This is a genomic window from Bradyrhizobium sp. 134, assembly GCF_023074155.1.
Taxonomy (GTDB): Bacteria; Pseudomonadota; Alphaproteobacteria; order Rhizobiales; family Xanthobacteraceae; genus Bradyrhizobium.
The window spans coordinates 429431-452734 of the sequence record NZ_JADPKX010000069.1; the positions used below are offsets into that span (position 1 = coordinate 429431).

16 protein-coding genes, 1 tRNA gene and 1 pseudogene are annotated in these 23304 nt (G+C 60.7%); 15 read left to right on the forward strand and 3 right to left on the reverse strand.

The genetic code is table 11. The annotated features are described in order from the left end of the window. The first annotated feature begins 32 nt into the window (after positions 1-32). Complete coding sequence (locus IVA75_RS27235) at positions 33-410, forward strand: response regulator (RefSeq protein WP_027566971.1); 378 nt, start codon at positions 33-35, stop codon at positions 408-410. 63 nt (positions 411-473) lie between these two features. Here the strand turns inward: IVA75_RS27235 and IVA75_RS27240 are convergent, their stop codons facing one another. The 3 genes from IVA75_RS27240 to glk all read right to left on the reverse strand — a co-directional run bounded on the left by IVA75_RS27240 (position 474) and on the right by glk (position 2099). After that, positions 474-638, reverse strand: a complete 165-nt coding sequence (locus IVA75_RS27240; protein ID WP_162847220.1) for a hypothetical protein — start codon at positions 636-638, stop codon at positions 474-476. A 143-nt stretch (positions 639-781) separates the two neighbouring features. Beyond that, positions 782-985, reverse strand: coding sequence for a hypothetical protein (locus tag IVA75_RS27245; RefSeq protein ID WP_007590943.1), 204 nt, complete (start codon positions 983-985; stop codon positions 782-784). 142 nt (positions 986-1127) lie between these two features. Beyond that, complete coding sequence (gene glk / locus IVA75_RS27250) at positions 1128-2099, reverse strand: glucokinase (protein ID WP_247289975.1); 972 nt, start codon at positions 2097-2099, stop codon at positions 1128-1130. Between the two features lie 258 nt (positions 2100-2357). Here glk and pncA point away from each other — a divergent pair, with 258 nt between their 5' ends. From pncA to IVA75_RS27320, 14 genes and pseudogenes are all read left to right on the forward strand, one after another. After that, complete coding sequence (pncA, locus tag IVA75_RS27255; protein WP_247289977.1) at positions 2358-2996, forward strand: bifunctional nicotinamidase/pyrazinamidase; 639 nt, start codon at positions 2358-2360, stop codon at positions 2994-2996. Positions 2997-3012: 16 nt separating this feature from the next. Next, entirely contained in the window at positions 3013-4128 is a 1116-nt protein-coding gene (locus tag IVA75_RS27260) for an alpha/beta fold hydrolase (protein ID WP_247289980.1), read from the forward strand. Between the two features lie 141 nt (positions 4129-4269). Continuing rightward, a complete protein-coding gene (locus IVA75_RS27265; RefSeq protein WP_247289982.1) occupies positions 4270-6303 on the forward strand; it encodes an NAD(+) synthase in 2034 nt (677 codons plus the stop codon). Positions 6304-6317: 14 nt separating this feature from the next. After that, positions 6318-6704, forward strand: coding sequence for a GrlR family regulatory protein (locus IVA75_RS27270; RefSeq protein ID WP_027566966.1), 387 nt, complete (start codon positions 6318-6320; stop codon positions 6702-6704). 110 nt (positions 6705-6814) lie between these two features. Continuing rightward, positions 6815-8068: a DUF1236 domain-containing protein gene (locus tag IVA75_RS27275; RefSeq protein WP_247289984.1), complete on the forward strand. Its 1254-nt coding sequence runs from the start codon at positions 6815-6817 to the stop codon at positions 8066-8068. Positions 8069-8660: 592 nt separating this feature from the next. Then, complete coding sequence (ilvD, locus tag IVA75_RS27280; protein ID WP_247284253.1) at positions 8661-10511, forward strand: dihydroxy-acid dehydratase; 1851 nt, start codon at positions 8661-8663, stop codon at positions 10509-10511. A gap of 238 nt (positions 10512-10749) precedes the next feature. Then, on the forward strand, positions 10750-11073 hold the full coding sequence (locus tag IVA75_RS27285; RefSeq protein WP_199198574.1) for a hypothetical protein: 324 nt from the start codon (positions 10750-10752) through the stop codon (positions 11071-11073). A gap of 283 nt (positions 11074-11356) precedes the next feature. Continuing rightward, positions 11357-11446: transfer RNA gene (locus IVA75_RS27290), tRNA-Ser, on the forward strand. Between the two features lie 1402 nt (positions 11447-12848). Then, the gene (locus IVA75_RS27295; RefSeq protein WP_247284255.1) at positions 12849-13898 is read left to right on the forward strand and encodes a DUF2971 domain-containing protein; all 1050 of its coding nucleotides are present in this window, start codon (positions 12849-12851) and stop codon (positions 13896-13898) included. Positions 13899-13934: 36 nt separating this feature from the next. Next, on the forward strand, positions 13935-14483 hold the full coding sequence (locus IVA75_RS27300) for a hypothetical protein (protein ID WP_247284257.1): 549 nt from the start codon (positions 13935-13937) through the stop codon (positions 14481-14483). Between the two features lie 36 nt (positions 14484-14519). Continuing rightward, entirely contained in the window at positions 14520-19817 is a 5298-nt protein-coding gene (locus tag IVA75_RS27305) for an AAA family ATPase (RefSeq protein ID WP_247284278.1), read from the forward strand. Positions 19818-19919: 102 nt separating this feature from the next. Beyond that, the gene (locus tag IVA75_RS27310) at positions 19920-20270 is read left to right on the forward strand and encodes a hypothetical protein (RefSeq protein WP_247284274.1); all 351 of its coding nucleotides are present in this window, start codon (positions 19920-19922) and stop codon (positions 20268-20270) included. A 1353-nt stretch (positions 20271-21623) separates the two neighbouring features. After that, positions 21624-22333: pseudogene (locus IVA75_RS27315) on the forward strand (DUF5996 family protein). A 425-nt stretch (positions 22334-22758) separates the two neighbouring features. Then, positions 22759-22938, forward strand: a complete 180-nt coding sequence (locus IVA75_RS27320; protein ID WP_247284276.1) for a hypothetical protein — start codon at positions 22759-22761, stop codon at positions 22936-22938. The last annotated feature ends 366 nt before the right edge of the window (positions 22939-23304 follow it).

A 23304-nucleotide genomic window follows, 5' to 3' on the forward strand; every position in this document is an offset into this window, starting at 1 on the left:
ATCAGCTTCGGAAGCTGATGGGCGGGGTTGATATGGCGGACGGACTCTCCGTTTTCCTGGTCGAAGACGAGACGTTGATCCGGATGATGATGACGGACATGGTGGAGGAACTCGGCCACCACGTCATCGCGGAAGCGGATAATGTTCGGGACGCCAGCGCTTTCGCCATGACCGCGCAGTACGATCTTGCGATCCTCGACATCAATCTCAAGGGCCTCTACGTCGATCCGGTCGCCGACCTGATCGAGCGACGCGGCAAGCCGTTTCTGTTTGCGACGGGCTACGGTCCGGAACTGCTGCCGTCCTTGCTCCGGCGCCGGCCGATCCTGCGCAAGCCCATCTCGATCGATCAGCTCAAGGCAATGATCGATTCGATGTTTCCGGAAGCGGCAGCAAAGACGCCGCACTGAGACCAAAAACAAAAATGGCCGCCCGTCAGGGGCGGCCATTTCGCGACGGAATTCGTCGCGGTCTCACATCAGGCCGGCGCCGAGATCGATGCCGCGCGCCATCAGGCCGAACGAGGCGACCAGGCCCGTGCAGCAAAACAGCAAGATGGTCTTGAATGAAGAAAACGAAGAATCGGCCAAACGCGTTTCGCTGGTGGCCGGCATCGCGGCGATCGAAATCATGCTCATGTTCATTCCCCCCTTTGTTGCCCCTGAATTGCATCAGGTAAGGGAACTCCTAGAGCAAAAAGTTTGACGCGAGCTTTCGAGGGATCGTTAACGAAATCGCAATTGATGCCGCGTTTTCGGGCACCGTAGCGCAACCACTCGTTTCACTGGCGCCCGTTCTTCAGCACGGTAGCGATAGTGTGGGCCGTCATGGCGGCGCGGTCCGAAGCGCGCTGGGCGGCGAGGCGGTCACGCGCCTTTTCCTCGATCAAGAGCTCGATCAGGGCCAGCCGCTTGCCATCGTCGTCCGCCTCGAGCAGCAGGCGGTGATAGCGGTGATAGTCGAAACCCAGATCCTGCTTACGCATGTCACGCCCCCGCAACTACGCCACACACAAGCCAGGATTGTTTCTCATCCGGGACGAACGCGCAAGCACGATCCCGCGTCGAGCGGGCGTGCCGTGCAATCAGCTGTGCATGACTGGAATCCGCGGACGGAGGCGCGCGCCGTTAAGGCTGGTTGTGCTCCGCGAACATCTTCAGGCCGAGGAAACTCGCATCAGGTTTCGTGACCAGCCTGGTCGGGATGTCGCGGAGATAGTCCTGGAAGCGTCCCTTGGCTTCGAAGCGCGCCCGGAATGCGGAAGCCGCAAGGAACTCCGGAAAGCGCGGCACGATTCCGCCGGCGATATAGACGCCGCCGCGGGCGCCGAAGGTCACCGCGAGATTGCCGGCGACCGAGCCGAGGATGGCGCAAAACATGTCCAGTGTCACGCGGCAGAGTTCGCAACTGCCCTCCAAGGCCGCCTTCGTGATGGCAGCGGCATCGCGATGCGGCACCTCGGCGCCTTCCACTTCGGCCAGCGCCTCGTACAGGCTTTGCAGGCCGGAACCGGACAATGCGCCACGCTCGATGGAGACATGGCCGCGGCGCCGGCGCATGCACGCGATTACGCGTTCCTCGCGCTCGTCCTCTGCCGGCAGGGTCGCGTGGCCCGCCTCGGTGACGACGGCCAACCGTGAGCCGTGGCGCTCGACCAGACAGGAAACACCAAAGCCGGTTCCGGGACCGACCACCAGCAACGGTTCTCCGGGAAGACCCTCCTGTCCGCCGAGCGGGATCAGGTCGGCGGGCTGCAGGGCGGGCAGGGACCATGCCACCACCTCGAAATCGTTGAGAACATGGACGCTGTCGAAGCCGAGAGCCGGCTGAAGCTCGTTGCCGTCGATGACCCACGGGCTGTTGGTCATGACGCAGCGGTTGTTGGTCACCGGGCCCGCGACGGCCAGCACAGCCCTTCGGGGCGTTTTGCCGTCGGAGCGACGCGCGAGAACATCGGCAATGGCTTCCCGGACCGTCGGGAAGTCTGCCACTTTGACGTAGTCGATCGGTCCGGTCTCATCGCCCTGACTGAGCGCGAAGCGCGCATTGGTGCCGCCGATATCGGCGAGAAGAATCCGTCCTGTCTTGCCGATGGTCATGTGGGTATGGCTGCCACAGCCCCTTTCGGGCTGCGGGAACCGCTTCCTTCCGCTCTATCCGGTCGCAAAATGCGAACGGCTTTTAGAATCCGTCCCCTGGTGGATCTAGTCAACACGGATGAGCCCAAACCGTTGCATCCCGGCACCGACGGGGTGCATTCGCCCAGATCGCCGCACCGCTTCGGTGGTTGCGAAGCAGCGCGGGAAGATCGACACTGGAGACGTTCGTTCTGCGCCGGTCGCGCGGGATGGCCTGGAATGGACCTTGCGATGAAGATTTCCGACCGCGACGTGCTGCTGGTCATCGATGTGCAGAACGATTTTTGCACGGGCGGGGCGCTCGCCGTGCCCGGCGGCGAGACGGTCGTCCCCGCCATCAATCGGATCGCCCAAAAATTCGCCAATGTGGTGCTGACCCAGGACTGGCATCCCCGCGATCATGTCTCCTTTGCGCCGAACCATGCGGGCAAACAGCCGTTCCAGACTATCGCGCTTGACTATGGCGTCCAGGTGCTCTGGCCGAGCCATTGCGTCCAGGGCACGGCGGGCGCGGAATTTCATCGCGATCTCGACGTCACCCGCGCGAGCCTGGTGGTGCGGAAGGGGTTTCGGCGCGGCATCGATTCCTATTCGGCGCTGTTCGAGAACGACAGGAAAACGCCGACCGGCCTGCTCGGATATTTGCGCGAGCGCGAATTGAAGACGATCTTCGTCGTTGGCCTCGCGCTCGACTTCTGCGTCCGCTTCTCGGCGGAGGATGCCCGCAAGGCGGGGTTCGAGGTCGCCGTCATCGAGGACGCCTGCCGCGGCATCGATCTCGACGGCTCGGTGGCCGCGACCCATCAGAGTTTTCGGGAGCGCGGCATTTCGCTCGTCAGCTTCGAGGCCTTCCTGTGAGGACCGTGAGATAGCCATGGCAGAGAAGACCGGCAAACAGCAGCGCGCACCGGGCGCGGTCCCGGATGACCCGCTGCTGTGGCCGTTCGCTGCGGCTCGGCTTGCGATGGACGCCTGCTTCGGATGGCTCGAGCGCGGTGTGCCGGAGCAGGCCGACAGCAGCCTGCCGTGGACCACGCCCAGCTCCGTCGCGCTGGAGCTTGCGACCATGCGCCTGCGCAGTTGCGGGCGGACGGGGTCCGGCCAGCCGGCACTGGTCTGCGCGCCCTATGCGCTGCACCGGGCCCTGATCGCCGATTTCGCCCCCGGCCACAGCGTGGTGCAGTCCCTGCAGAATGGCGGCATCGACCGGGTCTATCTCACCGACTGGCGCTCAGCCACGCCTGACATGCGCTATCTCTCGATCGACAGCTATCTTGGCGATCTCAACGTCGCCATCGACGAAATCGGCGCGCCGGTCGATCTCGTCGGACTGTGCCAGGGTGGCTGGCTGTCGCTGCTCTATGCGGCGCGCTTTCCCGCCAAGGTGCGGCGGCTGGTGCTGGCAGGCGCGCCCGTCGACCTCTCGATCGAGTCCAGGCTGTCGCAGCTCGCCCGCAACGCACCGGAGATGGTCTATGACCAGCTCGTCGCCCGCGGCGGCGGCAATGTCAGCGGCGAGGAGATGCTGCGGGTCTGGTCGAAGGCGCCGAGCCGCGACGACATCGTGACGGCGCTGCAGAGCGACCTCTCCGGCGAGGAAGGTGCGGCGCTGCTGGCACGCTTCGAGCGCTGGAATGCCGAGCCTCTCAATCTGCCCGGCACCTATTATCTCGAGATCGTCAATTGGATTTTCCGGGAGAACCGGATCGCGCGCGGCCAATTCACGGCACTCGGCCGCGTGGTTGATCTGAAGGACGTCAAGGCGCCGGTCTTCCTGCTGGCCGGGCTTGACGACGACGTCGTGCCGGCTGCGCAGGCGCTCGCCACCGCCGGCTTGCTCGGTACCCCACCGGCCTTCATTGCGGCGGTCTCCGAGCCCAGCAACCATCTCGGGCTGTTCATGGGTGCGCGGACCCATGCCCATGCCTGGCCCCGGATCGCCGAGTGGCTGCGCGACGATCTGCCCGGCATGCTGGTGCGCACAGCCTGACGCTGCCTCAAGGGCCGGGCAGCGAAGCTGCAAATCCGTTATGCATTCCCTTGAATGGCCTGCACGGGACCATGTCGATGGGTTAAATGGAGTCCAGAGCTGGCGGAGGCCGGTCGCGACGAGACAAAGGGACTGTGCTCGATGAGTTTCCACTCGATCTATGCCCACGGATTTGCGCGCGTGGCGGCCTGCGTCACCACCTCTCATGTGGCCGATCCCACGGCAAACGCGAGGGCGGTTCTGGCGGCGGCGAAGGACTGCCACGCGCAGTCGGTAGCGGTTGCCGTGTTTCCCGAGCTGTGCCTGTCCGGCTATGCGATCGAAGATCTCGTCAAGCAGGATCCGCTGCTCGATGCGGTCGAGCGCGGGCTCGTGGCCATCGTCGAGGCATCCTCGCCCCTGATGTCCGTCCTGATCGTCGGCGCGCCGCTGCGCTTTGGCAATCGCATCTACAATTGCGCGGTCGTCATCCATCGCGGCAAAATCCTCGGCGTCGTGCCCAAGAGCTACCTGCCGACCTATCGCGAATTCTACGAGGGACGGCATTTCGCCTCCGGCGCCGGCATCGTCGGAGAGATGGTGGCCTTTTGCGGGCTGCATGCCCCGTTCGGCGTCGACCTCCTGTTCGCGGCCGAGGACGTTCCGGGACTGACCATCGGCGTCGAGATCTGCGAGGACATGTGGATCCCGGTGACGCCGGCTTCCGAGCTCGCGCTTGCGGGCGCGAGCGTGCTGATCAATCTCTCGGGCAGCCCGATCACGATCGGCCGCGCCCGCTCGCGTGCGCTCTTGTGCCAATCGACTTCGGCGCGCTGCCTCGCGGCCTATGTCTATTCCGCGGCCGGGGCAGGGGAATCGACCACCGATTTGGCCTGGGACGGCCAGACCTCGATCTACGAGAACGGCGTGCTGCTGGCCGAGGGTGAGCGGTTCCGGCAGGGCGGCCAGATCACGCTGGCTGACGTCGATCTGGACCTGCTCAGGCAGGAACGCGCGCTGATGGGAACCTTCGACGACAACCGCCGGCAGCGCGAGGCCTTCTTCCGGAAAGTCAGCTTCGCCTTGAAGGCGCCGGCCGCCGACATCGGCTTCCTGCGCAAGGTCGAGCGATTTCCGTTCGTGCCGAGCGACGAGAGCCTGCTCGAGCAGGACTGCTATGAGGCCTACAACATTCAGGTCGCGGGCCTTGTCCAGCGCATGCGTGCGACCGGCACCAAGCGCGTCGTCATCGGCGTCTCGGGCGGGCTCGATTCCACCCACGCCTTGATCGTCGCCGCCAAGGCGGTCGATTTGCTTGGCCTGCCGCGCGAGAACATTCTCGCCTACACCATGCCCGGCTTTGCCACCGGCAGCGAGAGCAAGACCAATGCGCTGGCGCTGATGAAAGCGTTGCAGACGAGTTGGCAGGAGCTCGACATTCGCACCACGGCGACGCAGATGCTGAAGGACATCGGCCATCCCTTCGGCAAGGGCGAGAAGGTCTACGACGTCACGTTCGAGAACGTGCAGGCGGGCCTGCGAACGGACTATCTGTTCCGGCTCGCCAACCACAACGGCGGCATCGTCATCGGCACCGGCGATCTCTCCGAGCTCGCGCTGGGCTGGTGCACCTACGGCGTCGGCGACCAGATGGCGCACTATAACGTCAACGCCGGGGTGCCGAAGACGCTGATCCAGCATCTGATCCGCTGGGTGATTGCTTCCAAGCAGTTCACCGACGACGTCAACCAAACGCTTGGATCGATCCTGTCGGCCGAAATCTCGCCGGAGCTGGTTCCGGCCGAGCCGGGCGAGAAGCCGCAGAGCACCGAAGCCTCCGTGGGTCCCTACGAGCTTCAGGATTTCAACCTGTTCTACACGCTGCGGTTCGGCATGCGGCCGTCCAAGATCGCCTTCATGGCGCTGCAGGCGTGGAAGGACGTCGCCCAGGGTGAATGGCCGCCGGCATTTCCGACCGACAAGCGCAGGGCCTACGATCTCAAGGAGATCCGCCGCTGGCTCGAGGTGTTCCTGCGCCGCTTCTTCGCTTTCAGCCAGTTCAAACGCTCGGCGATGCCGAACGGCCCCAAGGTTTCTGCCGGCGGCTCATTGTCGCCGCGCGGCGACTGGCGCGCGCCGTCGGATTCGAGCGCGGCGGCGTGGCTTGAAGATCTCGAACGGAATGTGCCGGTTTGAACGGGAGATGAGCGATGTCGGCCGGCGATGGGCCCGAGCAGGGCGGCAACCCACAGAAGGTCCTCAACGGCCTCTACATCTTTGAGATTGAGATGCGTGACGGCAAGCGCGGCCAGGCCAAAGGCGTCGTCGTGCTCTGCGACGGCCGCATCATGGGCGGCGACAGCTATTTCTACTACACCGGCAGCTACACCTTCCGGAACGGAAAATGGCGCGGCGATATGACCGTCAATCAGCACACCGAGGCCGTCGGCAAGCCGCTCGCGTTCGGCGGCAGGGAAGTGACCTGCGGCTTTTCGGGCGACTATTCCGCCGACGGCGCCGAGGTTGAAGGCATGGCGCTGGTTGGCAAGACCAGCGTGACATTCACGGCGCGGCTCACGATGAAGGACCCGATGTGAGACCGGCCTGAGATGTGAGACCCGCGTGATCGGCCCTCGTTCCTGACCAGGAACCTTCGCACCCACAGAACGTTCGCGTCTGTTGTTGCGAATTTCCGAGGAGAGGGACCATGCGCAAGCACTTGATGTTATCGACTGCAGCGATCGGACTGATGCTTGCTTCCGGCTTCGCCCACGCCCAGGCGCCCGGTGAGCGGAGGGACGAACCGAGACGCAACGAGGAGCCGGCGAAAGGCGCTGCGCCGCAGCGCGGCGGCGCCCAGGAGCGTGTTCAAGAGCGCGCGCAGGGCGCCCAGGACCGATTGCAGGGCGCTGGCCGCGAGGTGAAGGGCGGCGCTGCCAGGCAGGACGCGAGTGACGACAAGCGCCAGCCGGCGAGTTCTGCCGAGCGCAACCAGCCGAAGTCGAAGGATCAGGCCCAGGACTCCCGCGAGCCTTCGCGCGATCGCAATCGCGATGCCGAGAGCACGAAACCGGGACGCGACAGCAAGAGCAGCGCCGAGACGAAGCAGGACAAATCGGCGCCGCAGAAATCAACGGCCGAGTCCGAGAAGTCCAAATCCGGCACGTCTAGCCAGCAGAACGAGCGCACGGGTGCCGCGGCCAACCAGAACGAGCGCAACCAGACCCAGCCGCCGCGCAACGCGGCTGACCAGCAGCAGCCGGCGCAACAGAACAATCGACCGGCCACCGCGACCGACACGAACCGAACGGCCCCGACCAACAATGCGCAGACCGCGCCCGCCACCTCGGGCACGCAGACCAATCAAGCCAACCAGACGACGCAGACCAACACGCAGGCCAATCAGCAGACGCAGGTGACGTCCGAGAAGCAGGTGCGGATCTCCGAAACGGTGAGCCGTGCACGCCTGGCGGAGCCGGAGCGTAATCTGAACATTTCGATCCGGGTCGGCGAGACCATTCCCTCGCGCGTGCGCCTTCACAGGCTTCCCCCCGAGATCGTCTCGATCGAGCCCGAATATCGAGACTACGAATATTTCGCGACCGGTGACGACGTCGTCATTGTGGAGCCGCGGACGCATCGCATCGTCAGCCAGGTTCCTCGCGATCCGTCGCGAGCCCGCGCCCAGATGAGCGGCGGCACCTCATCGGGAACGGCGGCCGCGGGGGGCAGCAATGTGAACTGCCAGATCATGCGGCGTGACGCCTCGGGCAATGTGGCCCAGGCAGAACCCTCCACCGTAGGCTCGACCGCACGAAACGATTTCCTGAGCGTGACCGTCCAGATGCCCGGCGGCGGCTCGTCCGCGCCGATCGCCCTCGGCGCTGCCGCGGGCAACATCGTGGTCGCGACGCAAGGGCAGGGCGACTGCACGGTGACGATCGAGCCGCAGACGCGCTAAGCGCCCGGGTCGGCATAACGACGCCAAAACGACTTCGCGCCGCACGGCTGATCAAGCCGGCGGCGCGAAATCACGTTCAATCTAGAAAGTCCCGAGGTCCGGAGTGCCTAGGAGTCCGGACCTCGTAACCTTGCCCCAGCCTTTGATCCCCCCGCCCCATGTGGTCCCCCAACCCCGTGGTGCGCGATCAGAGGGTGATGCCCTTGGAAGGCCGCCGATCGATGTCCCGCGATGTACGCGACATCGGAATAGGATTCCATTCCGGACGACTACGGATTTTATCGCGCTTGCATTTGCGCGGTTCATGCGCCTTCACGCGCGATTGCCCGAAACCAATGCAAGCGCGCGCCGACTTGTAGCCTTGATGGAGCGCAGCGTAATCGGGGGCCGGTCCCGCCCGCCGGCGCGCACTTGTCCCGGATTGCGCTGCGCTCCATCCGCGCTACGAAGAGCCCGCGCCGGGAGCAGGGGAGCCCTGTCCGGCTCAAGTTCCCGTTGCGCGCGTTCCCCCCGTGCGCTATCCGGCCGGAAAGGCCTGAGGCGGCTTCGAAAATCGCCCGCCCGGCCAGCCAAACCGAGGACGGAAACCGCCATGCCAGCCTATCGCTCCCGCACCACCACCCACGGCCGCAACATGGCGGGCGCCCGCGGCCTCTGGCGCGCGACCGGCATGAAGGATGGCGATTTCGGCAAGCCGATCATCGCGGTGGTCAATTCCTTCACCCAGTTCGTGCCCGGCCACGTCCATCTCAAGGACCTCGGCCAGCTGGTCGCCCGCGAGATCGAGCAGGCCGGCGGCGTGGCGAAAGAGTTCAACACCATCGCGGTCGACGACGGCATCGCCATGGGCCATGACGGCATGCTCTACAGCCTGCCGTCGCGCGAGCTCATCGCCGACAGCGTCGAGTACATGGTCAATGCCCATTGCGCCGACGGGATGGTCTGCATCTCGAATTGCGACAAGATCACCCCCGGCATGCTGATGGCCGCGCTGCGGCTCAACATCCCCGCCGTGTTCGTCTCGGGCGGACCGATGGAGGCCGGCAAGGTCACGCTGCAGGGCAAGACCAAGGCGGTCGACCTGATCGATGCCATGGTCGCAGCCGCCGACTCCAAGGTCAGCGACGAGGACGTCAAGGTGATCGAGCGCTCGGCGTGCCCGACCTGCGGCTCGTGCTCGGGCATGTTCACCGCCAATTCGATGAACTGCCTCACGGAAGCCCTTGGCCTTGCCCTCCCCGGCAACGGCACGGTGGTCGCGACCCACGCCGATCGCAAGCGCCTGTTCGTCGAGGCCGGCCACACCATCGTCGATATCGTGCGCCGCCACTACGAGCAGGACGACACGAGCGTGCTGCCGCGCAATGTCGCGAACTTCAAGGCGTTCGAGAACGCGATGACACTCGACATCGCGATGGGCGGCTCGACCAACACGGTGCTGCATCTGCTCGCCGCCGCCCATGAAGGCGAGGTCGCGTTCACCATGCAGGACATCGATCGGCTGTCGCGCCGCGTGCCGGTGCTCTGTAAGGTCGCACCGTCGGTCGCCGACGTGCATGTCGAGGACGTGCATCGTGCCGGCGGCATCATGGGCATCCTGGGCGAGCTCGACCGCGCCGGCTTAATCGACACGTCGGTCTCGACCGTGCACGCGCCGACCATGAGCGACGCGCTGGAGCGCTGGGACATCAAGCGCTCGAAGAGTGAGTCCGTCCGCACCTTCTTCCGGGCCTCGCCCGGCGGCATCCCGACCCAAATCGCCTTCAGCCAGGAGCGTCGCTACGACGAGCTCGATACCAACCGCGAGAAGGGCGTGGTCCGTAACCTCGAACACGCCTTCAGCAAGGACGGCGGTCTCGCCGTGCTCTACGGCAATCTCGCGCAGGACGGCTGCATCGTGAAGACCGCCGGCGTCGACGCCTCGATCCTGAAATTCGCAGGCCAGGCCCGCGTGTTCGAAAGCCAGGACGCGGCCGTGGAAGGCATTCTGGGCGGCAAGGTCGTTGCCGGCGAGGTCGTGGTCATCATCTATGAAGGCCCGCGCGGCGGCCCCGGCATGCAGGAGATGCTGTATCCGACCAGCTATCTGAAATCGATGGGCCTCGGCAAAGCCTGCGCGCTCGTCACCGACGGACGCTTCTCAGGCGGCTCGTCGGGCCTGTCGATCGGCCATCTGTCACCGGAAGCGGCCGAGGGCGGCAACATCGGCCTGGTGCAGACCGGCGATCGCATCGCCATCGACATCCCGAACCGCAGCATCACCCTCGAGGTCTCCGACGACGAGCTGGCCAAGCGTCGCGCCGCCGAAGAGGCGAAGGGCGATGTCGCCTGGCAGGCGATCGGCCGCAAGCGCAACGTCTCGACCGCGCTGCAGGCTTACGCTGCGCTCACCACCAGCGCCGCGCGCGGCGCGGTGCGCGAGGTCAAGCGTCGCGTGAAGTAATAGCGTCACGTGCCGGCGTGATCGCAAGCATCACGCACCGCGCATGGTCAACAAGTTCTGAACGGCCGGCGCAAGCCGGCCGTTTGCATTAAGGATGCCCCGACGAACTTCGGCAAAGCAAGGTTTTGCGGCGTATACTGGTAGCGACCTTCGCAAATCCATTTCGGGCAATTGGGGCACCACAACAATGTCTCGCACTTTCGCTGTCGTTTTCTCGACCGTCGTCGCTGCGATTTCCATGACGACTGCTGCTTCCGCCGGTTGCTACAATTGCTACACGCCGCCGCCGTGCACGACCTGCTACCAGCAGCAATACGTGCAGCCGCAATACCGGACTGTCGACGAGACCGTGATGGTTTCGCCCGGCTCGGTGGTGGCGCACCGCGCGCCGGCGCAGTACCGCACCGTGATGGTGCCGCAGACCGTGATGGTGGCGCCGCCGAGCGTCCAGTACGAGCGCATCCCGCCCCAATACGCCACGCGCCAGCGCGTCGAGATGGTCCAGCCGGGCTATTCCTATTACGCTCCGGTGCAGATGAACTGTGCGTCCTGCGGGTACTGAGCTAAAGCAACAATGAACGGACTTCGCGCGGCGCTCCCTCGGGGGCGCCGCTTTTCTTTGCAGCTGGCGAACGAGGCCCGGAAAAGGAAGCGACTCCAAACCGGGCCTCGCAACCGGCGACGCCCTGGGAGATGTCGCCGGTGTCCGGGATTGCCGAGAGGGCATAGGGTAAGGGAACAGGCTGACGCTCGCCTGACAGATCCGATGCCGGGGAAAGGGGCGGGCGCCAACTTCGCGTTGCTATGCGCCGTCGACTGCGTTAAGCGACGGCCATTCCGGACTTGGAAGGGTGGCCGAGTGGTTTAAGGCACCGGTCTTGAAAACCGGCGTGCCCGCAAGGGTACCGTGGGTTCGAATCCCACCCCTTCCGCCAAGTTATCAATTAAATAGCTGAAATGACTGCAGTAAAGAGGCTGTCACTTGCGCAACCCACAACGTCACCCACAAACGAGCGCGTCCATTCTCTCCACGGACCTCGATTATCTAACGGTTCTGAAGCCCGCCGATTGGGGGAGCGAGCCGGCAGCGCAGCAGGCCCTCGTGCAAAACCCGGGATCTCAGCAATATCGCCTGGAAAGCGTGTTGGAGATCGCGCGACGTTGTCCTGCTCCGAATGAGCCGTGAAGCCTCGATGGCATGTTCGCAACCCCCCAACGCAGCAGTGCAGACCAGTTTCGACAACGTTTCCAGGGAGTCGTTTCGAGGTGGCGGTGGCCTACTACGTTCCCGTGCACCTAGCCGATAGAATTGATCACGTCCACGATTCTAGGCAAACTTTTAGACTCCTACGTCGATGCAGCGGTAATCTGACCCGGCCAACGCCCTATTAGATGCCGGCTTGCGCGTCGAACTAGTGCGGCCATACGTGGCCTTATGGCCGATCGATAGCTCCCTGATGTGCAGCTAGCAAGCCAACCGGGTCGAGCGCCAAGAGACAAATCGAACTCGTTTAAATTGTTCGGACCCGCGCTCCTTGTGAACTACTTCACACTTTCTGCCATGGAGAGCTGTTAGCGCTACTGGAGGGGAATAAGTTGCGGGGTGGGATGTGGCGTTAACAGAGGAAGAAATCCGACAAGAGGCTTGGACGCAGTTTATCAACGCTCGGGGCACTTCCACGATTTTCCAAAGACGAGCTGCGTCTCTGAAAAAGTGGATGCAGGCGCGGGATTTTTCTGCCGTCGCTATCCCCGTAATCATTGCCTTCGTACCTTTCCCTCAACTCCCAGCAACGCAAGGAAGTTGCAGACATTATTGAGAACGAACGCAATCGAAAGATTGAGGAAGGTCGGATCATCAAAGATGCCGGAATCAGTATGGGGCCGACCGGTTCTGGGTGCCCTGCTGCGGCAGGTAAACCGTAGAGCGTCCCGCCAGCGTGAACGGCGCGCATCGTTTGCCATCGTCTGCCGTTAGAGGCTGGTCAACGAGGACGCTGGGGGGCGCGGTTCGTTTGGTGCCGGCCCTCCATTTGATCTATCTCGCCGCGACTCTGCCAAGATTTCCACTGGCGTTGATGCCGAGATCTTTAGTCCCATTGCCGTTCGACCTTACGGCTCTTGATATCGCGTGAAAGTTGCGCGAGCTTCGTGGACTGAGGGGTTGGGCGAGGCTACGCGTTCTTAGCGATTTCCGTGCCACCGCTGGGGTATATTGTGAGCCAGCCGGTCGCAACGCCTTCCCGGGCCTGTCCACGTTCGCTCAACTCCGGTCGCTCCTCAAGTGCCGGCTCGACCAGAACCGCTGGGCGGCAATCTAACCCCCGAGGAGATCCCTTGAACAACAAGTTCGGCTGGAAGAACAAGAAGGCAAGATCGGAAAAGTCGGCACTTCTTGCTAATATGGGCAAAGATAAGCCCGTCAGTAGATCGCTATTTCACTATACTACAGCCGCAGGATTGATAGGGATTATCAAGACTCGCACCCTTTGGGCGACGCACGCCAGTTTCCTGAACGACACGGCGGAATGCCGTCTTCTGACCAGCTTGCTAGCACCGTCCATCGCGCGAGATTTTCAAGTAATCGTGCCTCTCTTGAAAAGCCTGGGAGCCTTCAAGCCTGAGGTCATGTCGCTGTTCGATGGTGACAAACTGACTACCGAGTCTGAAAAAGTTGCCAACATAGCAATTCGCGTCATCGAGAATGTATCCCCATTTTACATCACTTCGTTCTGCATTCACGGGGAAGACGCTGCTGAGAGTTCGCACGGACTACTAAGTCAGTGGCGGGGCTATGGACGAGGTGGTTTCGCGATCGAATTTGACGAGTTGGAAATGGACAAACTCGTGGCCGCAGAGGCGGCTCGATACTGGTATCAAGGTCACATAACCCGCGAGGTCGCTTACGAAAATCACGAACATGCAGCACAATTGACGCGCTTCGACGGGTTAGCGGCAACGGCCTTGAAGGTTGTGTTCAAGGACAAAGCGCCAAAGCTGGCCGCGCTTCCAGAGGTCGCAAAACTTCTCGGGGAGCGAGAAATGCATGACTACATTCCGGCGTTTATGGACGCCCTGCCAACTTTAAAAAGTTCGAGGTTCAAGGAAGAAAACGAGTATCGGATAATTCTGATGGCCACGCAGCCGGGTCAGACAGAAACTGATGACCGGCCTTACCCGCCAGTCTCATTTCGCGAGGGCGCAAATGCCATGATAATCCCGTACATTGAGTTGTTTAAAGGATCGAGCAATACGTTGCCCATCAAGAAGATTATCGTTGGTCCCAACAGAGACCAAGCAAACCAGTACGATGGCGCGCGGCTCCTTTTGCGCCAACACGGGATCGACGTTCCCGTGGTGAAGTCGGACACAAGCCTGCGATATTGAGCACCGCATTTCGATTCCACACTCTGGAGAAAGCTCATGCCTGCTGATCTGTTCGCTGTTGCGGTCGACTGGTACGGACCATCATACAGTCTCGCTCAGGCCCGTGAATTAGGCGACGAGAATGCCGTGAAGGAGTGTCTCTACTTAGCTTATGAACGTTCGGGCAAAGGAGCATCGTACGTCGGTATTTCGAAAAGTATTTTGACTCGACTGACCACTAGCCACCATGCTTTGGGAAGTTGGAACAACGATACGTTCGAGCTGTGGTTGGGGATCGTTAAATCTCAGTCTGAACCTGGACGAAGGCCATCCAACAGCCCGACTATGCACAGCGCAGCCCTGCATTTTGCTGAAAGCTTAACAGCGTATTTTGTGGGTCCGACGTTGAACCAGAGAAAAGTGCAATTTCCTCCGGAAAGGAGCGGAATCCTCTTCAATCGTTGGTTCAAGTTGGAAGCCGACTGGCCACGGCACCGGAAGCGTCCACACCGCAACTGGCCTGACTTAGTAGAGTGTGATCGCGACCGGGAAGTCGGCCGTAACATCTACTTCGGCGGTCGTATAGAGATAGTGCCATTATCGTAGAAGCACCCCAAGCAGTGAGATTCCGGTTTGACCAACATGCTTGATTCTAAGCCGGTCTCCACCGAATTGACAGGCGGCGCAGGCTTCACATACGAAGACGCGGTCGTTGCCTATTATCTTGCTCATTTGCTTAGGCGCGAGCGTGCGGCGGGGCAGCCAGGCATCGTCACTAGCGTAGCCGTCCAACGGCAAGGTCATGGCCATCCGATGGATGACGTTATCGTGGGTCTCGATGATGCAGGGCTAAAAAGGTCGCTTGACCTTCAGGTCAAACGTTCCGTCACAATCAGCGGGGCTGACGAGCAATTCAAGGGAATCGTCGGGGCTGCCATAAAGACCCAGAGCGCTGACGCCTTTGTCACAGGTAGGGACGCCAGTGGTTTCGTCGTCGAGCATGTCACGGATGTGACATTCCGAAGTTTTTCGAGGCTGATCAGCAGGGCCAAGGCGAGCCCCGATGCCAAAGACTTCGAAGAATACTTCGCGCCCGAGGGCACAGCCGGAGCTGATGACAAGAAATTGCGAGAAGGCTTACTGCCCCTTACTGGCGCATCAAATCTGGATCAAGAAGTCAGCTTCTATCGAAGTTTTGCGGCGCTCCATCTGGCGGGCTTGGAAGAGGGTGGGGCGCTTCGCGCCGAAATCGTCAATCGGCTGCAAGAGCTTGTTGTGATTAATTTAGACGGTCAGGAAATCATGATTTTTGACCGCCTCTGCCGCATCGCACGCGAAGGCGCGGCAAACGCTGCCAAATGGACGCGTTCATCCTTGCTCGCTCAATTGCGAGGCTCGGTGCGACTTAAAGTGGCGCCGAACTTCAGCGATGATATCTATAGGTTAAACGCCTCATCGCTGGACGCCCTCAACGATGTCTCCGAAACCGTCGATGATTTTCATGTCGCGCGCGAAGACTTGCAGACGAAAGTCTCGGTGGCGCTCCAAAACTATCGCGTTGTTTCAATTGGCGGCCTGCCGGGATGTGGCAAGTCGGCGGTGCTAAAGCACTTTGCGGCCAACGCGGCCAAATCAGGACCGATCCTCTTTTTGAAAAGCGACAGACTCCAAGGAAATAGTTGGACGACTTTCTCGACAGCGCTCGGTGTGCGTCATGGCAATGCGTCGGATCTTCTGGGTGAAATCGCGGCTTCGGGTACGCCCATTCTTTTTATAGATGGCATTGACCGTATCCGGCCAGATCAACAACACATCGTTACCGATCTCATCCACTCCATTGAGAACGATCCTCATCTTCAGCACTGGAAGGTTCTCGCCAGCTCGCGCGACCAAGGTCTTGAAGCCTACCGCGCTTGGTTCCCCCAATCATTCTATTCCGCCAAGGGAATGGGAAGCGTTTCAGTAAAAGCATTTTCTGACGAAGAGGCCGAGCTTCTTTCGAATTCAAAACCCAACCTTCGCCGCCTCCTGATCAACCCCAGTAGTTCAGTGGAGCAGATCGCGCGGCGACCGTTTTTTGCGGCGGTTCTCGCCAAAGCTCTTGCGCGAGATGCCGAACCACAAACCGAGGTCGACTTGATCAACGCGTGGTGGCTGCGCGCCGGGCATGACGCCCTAGCAGAATTGGTGCCCCTGCGTCAGCGCGCGCTCATCAACCTTGCCGAACAAGGCGTGCGTAATCTCGGCAAGGGAATTCCAGTTCGCGACCTCAGGCCGGAGACCTTGGAGCATTTGGACGCTCTTCGGGCGGATCACATCCTGCGTATTGAGCGAGGTGGCGCGATAGTGTCCTTTACCCACGACATATTCTTTGAATGGGTCTTCTTCCTCCTGCTCATGGAGCTTGGCGACGAATGGCTTTCGATGATTTCTGCTGCGGGCGAACCGCCTTTGCTCGGTCGCGTAGTTGGTCTACTCGCTCAAGACGCGCTCACCGAAGCGGGACGATGGTCAGCCGGGTACGCGAAGCTTGAGGGATCTGCTCTTCGTGCCCAATGGCGTCGCGAATGGTTGACGGCTCCGCCTTTTACCAGTGCTTTCGAGAGTGCGGTCGACGAATTCACAAAGCGCATCGAGGCAGATGACTTTGCTTTATGCGAAAAGCTTCTGGTCTGGTTTCAGGCCCAACATACCGTGCCAAGTCCAATCGTGTTGCAGCGGGCTATGACGATCGAGGGCATGGACCCGGTACGCATGGCTGATCTTCTTGGATGGCCCTCCAACGGAGAGGCGTGGGGACGCCTTATTGATTGGATTGTCGCACGGCAGATGCTGTTGCCCGCTCGCCTTGTTCCGCAAGCGCTCGAAGTCTTTGGTGTGTGGCAGAACGCACTTAGTGATTTCAAGAACCCGCGTTCGAAGGACATCTTGGCTGCGTCCAGTGCTTGGCTGATCGATCTTGAAATCGAACTTTACGCTCAGAGCTATTCGCCCGAACATGGAAAATGGAACGCACTCAGCCATGAAGCGCAAACGAGTCTCGCGACGGGTCTGCGAAGCCTCATTCTCCGCTCGGCACGGGGTTATCTGGAATACGCAGTTGCCCTTTTCGAACGCGCCGCGGGTCAAAAGCGCATGTTGCGGTCGGCATTTGATGATCTCGTGGCGTTCACACCGATCATGGCCGAAATGGCCCCCGAATCCGTTGAAAAATTCGCCGAAGCGCGGCTTCTGCAGGAACTACCACAAGAGACTTATGACCGTCTCTGCCGTGAGGAAGCCGAGCAACTCGAATGGCGCGAGAAGATCAGCGCCATCCCCGAAGATAAACGAACGCGTCATCAGAATATGGTGTTGTCTTCGGTGCATTTTCCGACGAGCTATTCCAACTTTCACTTCCAGGACGTCGGGCTAGAAGCCCATATTCACTACTTCCACCCACCGTCAGCTCTGCATGAACCTTTTGCAAGCCTGCTCGCCAAAAATTCGGTGATTGGGCTTCGTCTCATTACCAAACTTACCAACCATGCGACAAAAGGATGGCGTCAGGTCCAGAACTTCAGACGACAGGAATGCGGCACTCCGATCCCGGTCGCGGTAGAGTTTCCGTGGGGTCACCAGGAGTTCTGGGGAGATTGGCACGTCTTCTGCTGGGGGCTCGGTATGTTGGGCTCTGAGGTGATCAAGTGCATCTATCTCGCGCTCGCTCATTGGGCTTTCAGAGAAGTGGAAAAGGGGCGGTCTGCGAGCGATGTGATCCAGCAAATCCTCGAAGGCAGCGAATGCTACGCTTCGCTTGGGCTTTGCTTGCGTCTTGCTATTGAGACCTTTGAGGTGTCGGAAGTCACGCTGCCTATCGTCACATGCCAACGCCTCTGGGACCATGACTTCGCACGCCTTATCCATGAACCGCAGAAAGACATGGATCTTTTAGGGCTGGGGTCTCTCACGCAACTCAAAGGTGAGAAGGCCAAAGCGAAATCGTTCCTCGACAGCCGGGAATATCGCAAACACGATGTGCGCGAACTCGCGATGCGTTTTGCGACTAGCAATGACACCAGGTTGCGGGGTCGGTTCAAGAAGGCTCTTGAAGACTTTCCAAAAAGCCTTCCTTACCTCGTCGAGGAAGAACGGGAAAATCCCGAACGAACCAGGGAGTTGAAAGAAAAGGCTGAGCTCTGGTCTGGCCTTGGTAACATCGAAAATTATCGACGATACGAAATTGAGAATGATAAAATCGCCATCGGATATGAGCCGCCAAAGGCGCCGCCCCGAACGACGCAAGAAAAAGCTGCCAAGGCTTCGGAGTCATTGAATCAGCAGCGCATACTCAATTGGGCAATTAGATCCGTGAACGAGGGCAAGCCGGCAGAGGGATGGACATTGGAGAATGCTATGGCCTTCGCCATGGAGCACGACCGTGACGACCTGTTCGATGAGCGTGCCGACGTAGGGCCCCACGCTATCCAAAGCGGTATCTCCGCTATCGCCGCGGGCGTCATTCGATTTGGCGGCAGCAATTCACCAGATCTGACGTGGGCCTGGAGCGTAATGGTGCGTGTTTTGGAAATGCGGGAGCCCAGCGGTTACCGTGGTTCAAAAATTCCGTGGCATCCTTCCTTTCATCTCATCTTGGCACTTTTACATGACCGCAAAAGTGGCGCGCCTCGCTCGGATTCATCCGCCAGACTGATCAAGCTCGCGAGCCATCCGAACGAGGATGTGCATATTATGGCTTTCCAGGCGCTATTCCTGGACCCGGATCCACATGTGAGGTGGGTTGCTGCGCACTTCGCTTTCGACCTCTCGCATTACATCGAGCACACTCAGAATGAGCAGACTTTCGTGCGCGACGACACAGCGGATCGGGAGGCGCGAGAAAGAGCTCTGAAGAAGGCGCTGCATGCCCTCGGTATTGACGCAGAGGACGGCTTCAAACCTCTGCCGCCTGCTTGGGTGAAGGTTTCGAAGCGTAATCGTCGTGCAGAGGATCATTGGACCAATCCTAAGTGCTCCTTCGACGGTCAATCTGCCGCCAAGCTGTTCATCCATTTTCCGCTTGAGGACTGGTGCCGGTCAGATGTCTATCGATCGAAAATCCAGACGCTCCTTGCCGATCTCACCCACTGGACTGCCGAGCGGCTAATGCCGTCATGGGACGATGGAAAGTACCGCCGAGATAAAGAGACCAATCACTTCGAATGGGACCGGACGTTGGGCACGCTGCTCGCGCGCGCGCTTCCTTTTTTCGAACTGCAATGGGTGCGCGAGAAGTTGCTTAAGCCGCTCTCCGGATATGACGACGAGGCGTTGCGCGTGCTTGCGCAACTGGCCGAGGGCATCGTCACCCGTCACATATTTGACGCGGAAAGCATTCCCGCGAATGCACTTCCAATTCTCGAGGACTGCGTGCAGCGCGTCGTAGGCGACAGAACGTTTGCACCGAAGGGGTATCGCGCAGGCGAAGTCCATGGCTACGACATGCCCGATCTCATCAAAGCGCTCTTGTTTGTGAACGTCGAGACCGAATGTCCGGGTGCTGCGCGGTTCGTTAATGGAGATTGGAGTGGCATAGAAACCGTTATGCCCATCGTGACCAAGCTCGTTAAAGCAACTGGCTGGTCGACCTACGTGATGCAGAAATTTCTAACTTTGTGCGAGCGGGCAGGGGCATGTTATCCAATAGACCGATTTATCGAACAGGCTACGGCAGCGTTAGACTCTATCGACCACTCAAAAGGAAGTTGGATAGGAACCTCTTTGCCTGCGCGCCTCGCAGCCATCATTCAGCGATTAGCGGAAGCAAATTACCCGCTTGAAGTTAATCGTGCACTGGGATTGTTGAAGCTTCTCGACGCATTGATCGATCTCGGAGACCGGCGGAGCGCGGCGCTCGAGCAGGACGAGGCATTTCGCCGTGTTCAGGGTGTAGTTGCCTGATTCGAACGAGATTCCCTCGGGGTGGTCTCCGTCCGGCATCGTCAGGCAGTTGCGCTTAATCGGTAGGCGTGTTTGCTAAGTACACTCTGATATGAGGGCACTATGCCGGCGACCATCCCCGAAGACTCGACCATTGAAACCGTCTGGGCCAAGCTTGTTTATCAAAAGGATTACGTGAGCGGCGCTCTCCAGAAGATGCGGCAGTGCACCAAGCTCCACAGCAACTCGTCGATTAAGATCGGTGTTACAGGTACAGGCCAACGGCCCTACTACCGTGTCACGTACAAGTCCTACGATGGTTCGGAGCAGATATTTGGCTCATTCTATGACACCCACGAGCCACTAGAGAGCGGCTTTGTGAAATCGGAGAACTGGAGCAGCAGATCGATGACATTCGACGAATTGCTGAACTTTTACGCCGATAAAATAGACTTTAAAGGTAAACGCGCCTAGCGGAGGCTCGGGCGGAGGAGGATGCAAACACCACCGCCGCTAACCATTCGCGGCTTCGACCTGTCCATCAGAATTCGCTGCCACCTCGAATTCGATGGCTTGCCACCAAATCTCGGCAGCATAGACATCGGCGTCACGGGGAGCGGCCGATCGGCGCGACCAAGGCAAAGCGGCGCCCGGATTTGGTCGGCGGCCGCAAATGACACCGCCGATCACGCTCAAGGTGAGAGACCTCCGCTTTGCGCTGGAAGCCGCCGTTTAATTGGTCGCGACGAACGGGTGCCCCCGGCAGCCCAATAAACCGCCGATAGCACCCGTCCGGCAACGACCAACTTTTAGTGGGAGCACGCAGAGAGCACGAGACAAGCCCATAATGGCGAGGGGCTGGGCTGCCAGCTCATCTTCGCGAAACACCCATCAAAACGTTACGCTGGCTCGGAAACAGGGGCCGGCGGCGGGGGACGACCACCGACGCCGCCGGCGCAGCGCCACCCGAGGGCCGCACACATGTTTTCATGCCATGGAGCGCTGGCTCGGAGGCTGCTGAGCTGGCCATCAACATGGCGGACCGAAGCCGCCCCGCAATGCCGGCGCCGGCGACTGCCATCCGAGAACGTCGGGGGCGCCTCAGCGCCACCACCACCAAAAGCCTCAGAGTTTTCATACCTGATCTTTTTCAGTGGCGGCCGCAGCACGTATGCGCACGGCCTCGAACGTCCCATCGCCATCCGGAGCAACCTCGAACTCGACGGCCTGGCCGATGAAAGGCAAGTCGATTCCTGCACGTGCCACCAAATTTCAGCGGCAAAAATATCGTGTTCGCGGGAGCGGCCGATCGGTGTAAGCAGTGCAAAAAGGCGCGATGAACTTACGAAGGCGACCGTGCCGACCATTGTCATCGCGTGCCCCACGGTGCGGCGGCTGGGAGCATCGGTCGACCGCGGGCGGTCCAGGCCGCGACGGCGTTACGGTGTGCTTCAGCGGCCGCAAGCGCGAGACGGAGTCGCTTGATCGCGTTTTTACGAACAACAGCTTCGGTACGTGACCCCGGTGCTTCTCTTGCAAATTCGACCAGCAGATGAGCCCGGATTGAGGTCGCAGACAGTTCGTTCACAGCAGTTTCGCCTCCAAGTTAAGCCGGCGCGCGCGGGCGTCGGTCTTTAGCGTTGTCATGAACTCGACCGCACTCGACATCGCCAATCCCGGCGTCGACGCGATCTCGTCAACCATGCCGACGTTTGCAGCGGCGTCGGCTCGCAGGACACGGCCGCCCCCAATGAGATCTCGACACGGTTTCGGCTACCGGACGGGGCCGGCACTGAGATCACCCTTGATCTCCGGAAACATGTCGTCATCGGAGAAGCAGCAGACGGGCGGAGGGCTGAGCTTCCGTTAGGACCAATGTCCGTGGCTGACTTCTATGTACATTTCCTCGAACTCGTTCGGGGAATTGGGGGCACGCCGGAGCTTCACGACCGACCCAGCGAGGTTTCAGCGCCCATCCCATTTCGCGATGATCGGCAAACCAGGCCCTACGATGCTGCAGCCGTGACAAGGTTCTTCGAGGCGCTGGTGCTCGCCAGCAATGTGTTCACCCGATTTCGAACCGGCTTCATCGGAAAGGCTAGTCCTGTTCATCTCTTTTGGGGCAGCTTTGATCTAGCGGTCACGCGCTTCTCCGGACGCCGCGCGCCGCTACATCCGGGTGGCATTCCGGCTTTGCCGGACGAGGTGACCCGAGAGGCATACAGTCATGAAGTCTCTTCGGCAGGTTTTGGCCGGGCGGCGGCAGCACGGATTTTGCGGCGTTTTATTCCTATGCCTATCCCGCTCCTGCAGATTTTGCGGAGGCTAAGGTGATGCCCGATGGGGCGTACTTCGACCCGAAGCTCGGGGAATTTCTTCTGCCTTACGATGTCGTCAGACAATCGGCTGACCCAGAAGTAGCGCTGAGGGCCTTCCTGGAGAGCACGTATCTCGCTGCAGCCGACCTTGGTCATTGGGATCGTATGGCCCTCGATTGTCCCACCGGCTTACCCCGCCGACCGCGACCATTGAGCTAAGCGGCCCAACGGCGCGCCGGACGATGTGCTTGAACAGCTTGGTCGCTATCTCGGCTTTCCGCGCCATCGGCAAGTGTCCGCAAGCTCGTCACGGTCTGTTTAAGGGGATATAGCGGACTAGATTTGCTCGCGTTGAGTTCTTCGCATTTTGGCCCATCTGCGAAGTGGCGGCATGTCTCATCCAGGTCTCCTGAGCGGAGAGAAGCGGACTACATTTGCTCAGGGTGAGTTCTTCGCATTTTGACCCCAAGAGGACATTGAGGTTCGCGCAGGTCGCGGTTCGTCACCCCGGCTGCCGAGTTGTTCGGATGCGATGCCCGATATTTCCCGACCCGCGGACCTGATTCAGCCGTGCAAAAATCGTTGCGTTGGATGGAACAGTGAGTAAATTATTGTGCATCACAGTAGCGCCCATGAGTGCTGGCATGGCGGAGTATCGCCTCTATCGCTTTGATAAAGAAGGGCACATTCAGGGCCCCCCCGTGATCGTCGAGTGCGAAGACGATGACGCTGCCGTTGTCCAAGCCAAGCAATATGTGGACGGCGTCGCAATACAGGTGTGGGACCGCGCCCGTCGAGTAGCCATACTGCCCTCCGTAGATTGAGGCCACCTCAGCTTGCGGGCCGCTTTTTCTGAGATTAGGGGGTGACTTTGCCGCCCTCCGCGGAACCAAATGGCGCGCCATGGGTTATGGTGGGTTCGGCGGGCCGCAGGGGCGTCCGCCCATGCTTGTTTTCAAATAGGCGAGGCCCGCATTGGGCCGTCGATCCTCTCGCCCCCGAGAGCCGAGCGCCTCATGTCAAACGTTGAAGAATTCCCGCTGTCCGCGCGCCAAAGGCCCACGGAGTTCGAGGCGCTGGTCGCGGCCGGCCACGCCGCGCTCGATGCCATTCCCGGCGCTGTCTATCTTTGTGACGCGGACGGATTGCTCGTCGCCTACAACACCGAGGCCGTGGAATCTTGGGGGCGA